This is a genomic window from bacterium (genome assembly GCA_040757115.1).
Classification (GTDB): domain Bacteria; phylum UBA9089; class CG2-30-40-21; order CG2-30-40-21; family SBAY01; genus JBFLXS01.
Genome location: JBFLYA010000205.1, coordinates 1 through 6,714, shown reverse-complemented (window position 1 = coordinate 6,714; position 6,714 = coordinate 1). Strand labels below are relative to the sequence as shown.

Below are 6,714 nucleotides of genomic sequence, written 5' to 3'. Positions count from 1 at the left end.
AGAAAAAAATTTATAATGCAGTAAAATAAAAACCGCTAATAGGCAGTATAATACCAGGATGTTATTTTTCAGTATTTTCTAATTTTGATATTAAAATTTTTCTTGACAGAATATTTTATTTATGCTATTCTATAAATAGCCTAACTTATAATGCAGTAATATAAAACTGCCAATAGGCAGTATAATCTAAGGTTAGACTACTTACTGTTGCATTGAAAGTGAAATAAGAGAAAAACAAACAATGAATAATGTTTTAGTACGAATCAAACGAGCAATTCTTGAGAGGCGATATGCCTTTAGCGAAAAGGCACGCTTGGAAATGGAGGCAGATTGTTTTAGAGAACTTGATGTGGCTGAGTCAATTCTCAATGCTGTTGCTATTTACAAGACGATTCGCTCAGAGAGTCCGTTTCGTAAACACTCCAGAGAATATCTTTATGTCATTCAAAGCACGAACTTAGATGGATTGGCAATCTATTCTAAGGGTAAATTCGTTCGTGAAGATGGAGAAGAAACTTATTACTTCCTCATTTCTTCCAAGAAAGCACTTTGAAAGGAGATAAGAACAATGATAAAAATTGCAATATGTCCATCTTGCGGTAGTAATAAAATCAAAAAGGTAAAGCAGGACTGGACTGAAAAGTATCAAGGGCGATCCTATACAGTTCCATCGTTAGAGTTCTATGTGTGTCCAGATTGTGATGAAAGAGTCTATGATAGGCAAGCTATGCGCAGAATTGAAGCCTATTCTCCAACTTTTGCTAAGAGGCACACAAGGACAAAAGCTGGTATAATGGTTCATGCTTGACCTAAAGAATAAGATAGTTTGGGAATGGCACTCTCCCATTGTAATGGGTTAGAAGGGGAGAAGAGGATACTCTTTGTCTTTCAGTTAAAAATAGTTACAGAAAAACAGTGAGAATTAGTAGAAGAAGGTAAGCCTAACAAATCGTTGCAGCGGACGGCGGGGGCTGTGCCGTGATTGAAAGTTTTGTAGTATTTCAATAGGTAATCGTGGTTACAAAGTTTAGTGGCAATCCTCCCCGCCGCCGCTGAACTCTATCGTTAGACTAAAAGAGATTAAACCACGAAAGGCACGAAGTGAAATTTGATGCATTATCAAATAAAATTATTGGATGTGCTATAGAGGTGCATCGAGCTCTTGACCCAGGTTTACTTGAATCTACTTACGAACAATGCCTGGCCAGAGAAATGGCTCTTGCAGGGATAGCATTAAATTGTCTATAAAGAAGAAGAGATTGAGGAAATCCTGAAGACCATGCCAAAACCTAAGAAGTGGTTTTATGATGGCAAATGCCTCTGGTGGATGATAACCTTCCTAAATTCTCACCTGTTTTGTAATCCTACTTTCCTCCCCTCAGCATACCATGCAGGATAAGTGTGTCCAAAATCTGATGGCTAAAATGAAACTTTCTCGTTTTTGTCTCATCAAACTTATTTTTGAACCTAATTTTTGATCTTTTTTTGGTGATCAGTTAAAAATTTTTGTTGACCATAGGGAAAGATTTTGGTAAAATATTCCCATAACGGGCAAAACTGAAGGTAACATCCAAAATGCACCAAAAAGTAATTTCCTATCAGTTCAAAAATTGGGCGAAGCTTTTAAGGAATATCTGGAGAATTACAGTTGAAACCCAGAAACTGAGTTTTCATTTTAGACTTCCGAATTACTTCACAAAATGGCTCGGTAGGGAAGAGGAGGGAATCATGACTATCTCAATCGAGAATAAGTACGCCCGATACGTTATCGGGTCAGATGGCACTAATCTTCATTTCATCGACAACCGGACTAACACAGATTATTGCGTCCAAGAGCCTAAGTCATCGTTCGCACGGGTGAAGAAAGAGAATAAGGAATTCAATGCTTCTGAGGCATCATACGCTGCCGGGAAAATAACTGTTCGCTTCGGTGAATCGAAAGTCAGCGTTGTGATAGGAGTAACGGCGAAGGAACACTATTTCGTTCTGGAGGTTTTATCTGTGACAGGTGAACAGGTTGAAGAGTTGACATTTGTTGACCTTCCGCTCACACTTCAAGGAATTCCAGAAGAACCGTTCGCCGGTTGCACGCTTGCGTTGAATCTGCAAACCAATGTTCATGAATTGCCTCGTGCGAATAGTCGTCTAAGGGCGATGTGCTACCCGAAATTTGGTTTTGCTGGAGCAAAAGTTGCGATAATCGGATGTCCTCAGAGCGAACTCCGTCGGGTCATGCAGGAGGTAGTTAGCGCCGCCGAAGAGTTGCCGCAGTCGCCCGTAGGCGGGCCGTGGGCGTTGGACGCTGAAATCAGCAAAGGCTCATACCTGTTCAACTTCGGTAATCTTTCAGAAGAGAAGGTGGACGATTGGATTCAATTGGCACAAAGTCTCGGAATCAATCAAATCGATTTTCACGGAGGCAAATCATTCCGATTCGGAGACTGCCGACCCAATCCAGAGACTTACCCGAGCGGACTTGCCAGTCTCAGAGCCGTGACAGATAAGCTACATGAAGCGGGAATTATGGCTGGTTTGCATACGTATGCGTTTTTTATCGACAAAAGCTGTCCCTGGGTGACACCTGTGCCCGACCCACGGCTGGCGAAGGATGCGACATTTACTTTGGCGGAATCCTTGACGGCGGATTCAGACCAAGTGCCAGTAGTCGAGTCGACGCAGGATATGTCCGCTATCACGGGATTTTTCGTGCGCAACAGCGTGACGCTTCAGATAAACGACGAACTCATTACCTACAGCGGCGTTTCCAAAGAGTCTTCTTACGCTTTCACCGGTTGCCAACGCGGCGCTTGTGGTACGAAACCCTCGCCCCATAATAAAGGCGCAAAGGTACATCATCTAAAAGAATGCTTCGGTCTATTTGCGCCAGATGGAGATTCGACGCTTCTTTCCGAAGTGGCGGCCAAGACGGCGGAAGCCTTCAATGAAGGTGGATTTGACATGATGTATCTGGATGCTCTGGATGGAGAGGATGTCTTGGGTGGTTGGGAAAATGGCTGGCACTACGGGTCGAAGTACGTATTTGAGATTTGGAAACATTTGAAAAGACCGGCGGCTATGGAGATGAGCACGTTCCACCATCACCTCTGGTATGTCCGTTCTCGTCTGGGAGCTTGGGACCATCCGACGCGCAGCCACAAAAAGTTCATCGACATCCACTGCGAAGCCAACGAAGAATGCCGCCGCATGTTTTTACCAGGGCAACTTGGGTGGTGGGCGTTTAAAACTTGGTCTAATCAGCAGGGTGAACCGACCTTCGCTGATGATATAGAATATCTGTGCGGCAAATGTCTCAGCACTGATACAGGTTTAGCCATCATGGGAATTAACCCCGATAATGTCTCCAATATTCCCGCCTTGCCAAGATTAGCCGCCATCATGAAAAGATATGAAAATCTGCGCCACGCGAATTATTTTCCTGAATCTGTCAAAGCAAAGTTGAGAGTTCCCGGCGATGAGTTCAAATTAATACAAAGCGACGACGGAGAATGGAAGTTGAGGCCGATTCAGTATGTCAAACACAAAGTGGAGGGCATCGACGGATGGAGCAACGTTTGGAAAACGCACAATAAGTTTGGCGAACAACCGGTGCAACTGCGCATCGAATCACTGATGTCGGCAGGACCGTATGATGACCCAGAAAATGCGATACTAACGGACTTCACCGATGTTGGTGATTTTTCAGAACAAGATACAGCATCGGGAATTACCGCAGAACTACAACCTTCGTCAGTGAAAGTGAAGTTTGGACAAATAAGTGGACGCTATACCGCGTCAAGTAATCTGGAAAATCGACAAGGCACATGGACTAAAATGGGCAAGAAGTTTTCGCCACCGTTAGACCTCAGCCAGCAACAGGGCATGGGAGTTTGGATCCACGGCGATGGTCAGGGAGAAGTTTTGAATTTCCAGGTGAGAAGTCCCGAACATCTCGTTAGTGGGATTGGTGAGCATTACGTGATAGTCGATTTTACAGGTTGGCGTTATTTTGAACTAATCGAACCGGAGGGAGAACGCTATGCCGACTACTCGTGGCCTTACGGTAGCATTTATTCAATCTACCGCGAATCCGTAAACTACAGTCAGATGGAATCCCTAAGCCTTTGGTACAACAACCTTCCGCCTAACAAAACGGTCACCTGCTATCTAAGCTCAATCCGGGCGTTACCTCTGGTCAATGTAAAACTTTGCAATCCTGCCGTCACCATCGGCGACAAGACGATGTATTTTCCTCTAGAAATCGAAAGTGGATGTTATCTGGAGTTCCACTCGATGTCCGACTGTAAACTCTATGGTCCCAAAGGCGAACTAATCAGCGAAGTGACGCCCCAAGGCGATGTGCCTATTCTCGAACCAGGTGAAAATCAAGTGAAGTTTACCTGCGAAGTTCCCAATGGCATCAATTCACGAGCATACGTCACCGTCATCAGTCAGAGCGAGTCGTTACTTTCTGGAACTCATGTGGAGCTAAGACGAGCAAGTCACGCTGTATATGAACTCAAATATCATTTTGTCTGGATACCGAAGTATAGACGAGTAGTACTTGACGACAAAATAGCAGAACGACTTAAAGAAATATTTCAAGGAATAGCCGAACGCTATGGATTTGAAATCTTGGAACAAGGCATAGAGAAAGACCATGTTCATCTTTTTGTTTCAGCACCTCCTCGCTATAGCGTTTCACGGTTGGTACAAATTCTAAAAAGCATTTCTGCTATAAAACTATTTGAAGAATTTCCTAAGCTTCGTAAGTCACTTTGGGGCGGTGAAATGTGGAGCGATGGATATTTTGTACGTGCAACCGGCGACAAAGTAACTGCACAAACTATACAGAAATACATCCAATATCAAAGAGCAGAAGAAGACAGACGCCAGTTAAAACTTGACTTTTAATAAAAGGGAAAAGGGGACAGGCTACTTTATTAGAGACGATTGAGGGGTTAATTTTTGCCTAATCTAAGGTTAGGCACTTGAATCCGTCGCATAAATTATGATCCAATTACAGCTGTTGCGGCAACCAGGAGGAAGGTTTCTCACAGCATTCCCGCAGAGACGAACCAGAGAAAATCAGATAGCGGTCAGCATCCACAGAGAACTAGGGTATGCGGTCGAGGGACCAGGAACCACAACCAAAACGAAGGACGAGAGACATACTACAACCGTAAATAGGAACTACAGAGGAGAGCAAAATCTAATCAAGCAGAGGAGACCTTGAGTCCAGGGGATATTGCCTAACCCGGCGCTGCACCTGACTGCGGGGGCTGTACCGTAATTAGAGTTTTGTGGTATCTCAATCTTTTATCTTGTTTACAAAGTTTGGTGGTAATCCGCCCCGCAGCAGGTGAGCTCTATCGTTAGGCCACTTTAGAGGATGGAAGGTTGTTAGGAAATGGCTGAACTTTCGTTCGTAGGACAAGGTAAGTTTGCGCTACTATCAGTTGAGAACGTTTACACCGATTTTCCGGATGATCAAAACTACCAACACCGATTATCTGATGGAACATGGATTTGTGTCCGATTACCGGTAATAATCGATACTCATTGGAAAGAGTGGATCGGGACAATTCGCTTGGAGCGATTGGAAAACTCCAATCTCATCATGATCGTCAGTGAAGGTAGTGCAAATCCACAGGTGCTCGATGAACACCATAAGAAACTCCAAAAAAGGCTTTCGCAAACTTTCTGCTTATTACAACTTTCTGGGGTCATAGAGTACGAGGGTGCAAACCTGCTGTGTGGATCTTTTTTTGACGGAAAGTCCGAGATTCGCCAAATGAGTGAGTTTCCGTTTTTCTATCAAACGAGGGGTTACTCTCGAACCCCTGTAACCATAGAGCGTCTGGAGAAAGCTGTTCAACTGAGAAAGTCCCGTGATGAAATGGACTCTTCCCCTAATGATTTCAAACGCTTGAAATGGGGTTGGAGGGTACTAATGGATGGTTTGCAAAAAGAGCATAGTGACGAGCGAATCCATCAATTTGTTCGGTCATTAGAAGCACTGATTTTGCCAGAAGTCGGCAAAACTAAGCGACAGTTTACACATCGATGTCAAACATTCGCAAAAGCGAGTACGCATACAAAACAAATCATAGAAGAAGCATTTGAGTTGCGCAGTATGACTGAGCATCTCAATGATTGGAAGGAAGCAGTAGTGTCGTATCCTGAACATGACAGAAAAATGGTTGCCTTACACCGAACTCGTCAGATGGAGCAACTTGCTACATTTGCCTATTCTCATATCCTTGAGAGTTGTACTATCCGAAAGCACTTTATAACTGAAATGAAGCAAAGAGAATTTTGGAAACTATCAGATGATGCCAGAAGGAATATCTGGGGGATGCAATTGGATTTAACAGGGATCAGTAATGTTCGTGCATTTGATAGCTGGGGACGAGCAATATCAACCTCTTGATGAGACTGGTTCATTAGAAGCTTTTGTCTAACCCTGCGTTGCAGTTGACGGCGGGGGACTGTGCCGTGGTCAGAGTTTTGTAGTCTCTCAAAGTTTTATCTTGCTATCAAACTTTTGTGGTAATTCTCCCCGCCGCACCTGAACTCTATCGTTAGACTAATAAAAATACTCACACAGAGACGCAAAGGACACAAAGATGAATGAAAATGAAATCGGGAAAATCATAGTTGATGTTGCGGTTGCGGTGCATAAGGAACTTGGACCAGGACTGCTTGAAACCGTTT

4 protein-coding genes and 1 pseudogene are annotated in these 6,714 nt (G+C 43.8%); all 5 read left to right on the top strand.

What is annotated here, in order from left to right; translation table 11 throughout:
• Positions 1-241 precede the first annotated feature (241 nt).
• Entirely contained in the window at positions 242-553 is a 312-nt protein-coding gene (locus AB1422_14855; GenBank protein ID MEW6620591.1) for a hypothetical protein, read from the top strand.
• A 15-nt stretch (positions 554-568) separates the two neighbouring features.
• Positions 569-808, top strand: coding sequence for a YgiT-type zinc finger protein (locus tag AB1422_14850; protein ID MEW6620590.1), 240 nt, complete (start codon positions 569-571; stop codon positions 806-808).
• Positions 809-1,101: 293 nt separating this feature from the next.
• Positions 1,102-1,230, top strand: a pseudogene (locus AB1422_14845) (GxxExxY protein).
• Between the two features lie 345 nt (positions 1,231-1,575).
• Positions 1,576-4,911 (top strand): IS200/IS605 family transposase, encoded by a 3,336-nt coding sequence (gene tnpA / locus AB1422_14840; GenBank protein MEW6620589.1) that lies wholly within the window; start codon positions 1,576-1,578, stop codon positions 4,909-4,911.
• 496 nt (positions 4,912-5,407) lie between these two features.
• Complete coding sequence (locus AB1422_14835; GenBank protein ID MEW6620588.1) at positions 5,408-6,430, top strand: hypothetical protein; 1,023 nt, start codon at positions 5,408-5,410, stop codon at positions 6,428-6,430.
• Positions 6,431-6,714 lie beyond the last annotated feature (284 nt).

What these genes read in the sequence shown, in the direction of transcription:
- AB1422_14855 (MEW6620591.1), top strand. Translation starts at nt 242, where the DNA reads ATGAATAATGTTTTAGTACGAATCAAACGAGCAATTCTTGAGAGGCGA.
- AB1422_14850 (MEW6620590.1), top strand. Translation starts at nt 569, where the DNA reads ATGATAAAAATTGCAATATGTCCATCTTGCGGTAGTAATAAAATCAAA.
- tnpA (MEW6620589.1), top strand. Translation starts at nt 1,576, where the DNA reads ATGCACCAAAAAGTAATTTCCTATCAGTTCAAAAATTGGGCGAAGCTT.
- AB1422_14835 (MEW6620588.1), top strand. Translation starts at nt 5,408, where the DNA reads ATGGCTGAACTTTCGTTCGTAGGACAAGGTAAGTTTGCGCTACTATCA.